The sequence below is a fragment of the Paramylibacter ulvae genome, from assembly GCF_014652655.1.
GTDB classification, from domain to species: domain Bacteria; phylum Pseudomonadota; class Alphaproteobacteria; order Rhodobacterales; family Rhodobacteraceae; genus Amylibacter; species Amylibacter ulvae.
The window spans coordinates 1-1,306 of record NZ_BMZF01000020.1 but is presented as its reverse complement, the minus strand read 5'-3'; the positions used below and the strand labels follow the sequence as shown (position 1 = coordinate 1,306).

General features: G+C 50.8%; 2 rRNA genes. Both read left to right on the top strand.

The annotated features are described in order from the left end of the window. A 23S ribosomal RNA gene (locus IE094_RS15460) occupies positions 1-630 on the top strand; the annotation flags it as partial. A gap of 129 nt (positions 631-759) precedes the next feature. Continuing rightward, positions 760-874: ribosomal RNA gene (rrf, locus tag IE094_RS15455) — 5S ribosomal RNA — on the top strand. Positions 875-1,306: the final 432 nt, after the last annotated feature.

Below are 1,306 nucleotides of genomic sequence, written 5' to 3'. Positions count from 1 at the left end.
CGCCTCCTAAAGAGTAACGGAGGCGCGCGATGGTGGGCTCAGACCGGTCGGAAATCGGTCGTCGAGTGCAATGGCATAAGCCCGCCTGACTGCAAGTCTGACAAGACGAGCAGAGACGAAAGTCGGTCATAGTGATCCGGTGGTCCCGAGTGGAAGGGCCATCGCTCAACGGATAAAAGGTACGCCGGGGATAACAGGCTGATACTGCCCAAGAGTCCATATCGACGGCAGTGTTTGGCACCTCGATGTCGGCTCATCTCATCCTGGGGCTGGAGCAGGTCCCAAGGGTACGGCTGTTCGCCGTTTAAAGAGGTACGTGAGCTGGGTTTAGAACGTCGTGAGACAGTTCGGTCCCTATCTGCCGTGGGTGTAGGAGACTTGATGGGAGTTGCCCCTAGTACGAGAGGACCGGGGTGAACGAACCACTGGTGGATCTGTTGTGGCGCCAGCCGCAGTGCAGAGTAGCTATGTTCGGACAGGATAACCGCTGAAGGCATCTAAGCGGGAAGCCCCCCCAGAAACAAGGTCTCCCTTGAGGGCCGTGGAAGACCACCACGTCGATAGGTTGGAGATGTAAGTGCAGCAATGCATTCAGTTGACCAATACTAATTGCCCGATAGGCTTGATTTGATCCAGTAATAGACAGACTAGAGCAACAATCGCTCAATTCTGTAATTACACGGAGCTGAAGTCCGGAAAGACGCAAAAATCTTACGTTATTAATGCCTCTCAACGACATATCGTTGAGTGCTTATTCGTTTTGGTGGTCACAGCGCCAGTGAAACACCCGATCCCATCCCGAACTCGGCCGTTAAGCACGGTTGCGCCGATGGTACTGCGTCTTAAGACGTGGGAGAGTAGGTCACCGCCAAAACTAATAAGCACTCAATTCAAAAAACGCCCCTTGCAGATCACACTGCAAGGGGCGTTTTTGATATGGAATGCAGAAATAATGAACCAAAGGCGAAAAGACATGTCTGCCCGCGGTTTTGTGGATTTACCCACCAAATGCCGACGCATGTTTTGCCTGCAACATTTGCGATGTGGTGAATATCGCTATTGGTTTGTGACTGGAACTTGACCGAATCTCTGTGATTTGCTTTTGTTCCCCAAATGTCCCAATTGGCCTTCGCTATGTCTGTTGATCCAACAATCACATCCTACCCACTTAAATCAGGTCGCGCACATGAGGTTTGTGGCACCGCGAAAAATACATTTGCCTTTATGCTAGCAGCACAGATACCAAACACCGTAATATATGTGCGAGAAAACCATCGCAGCAACATCTTAAATCCTAGTGGATTTG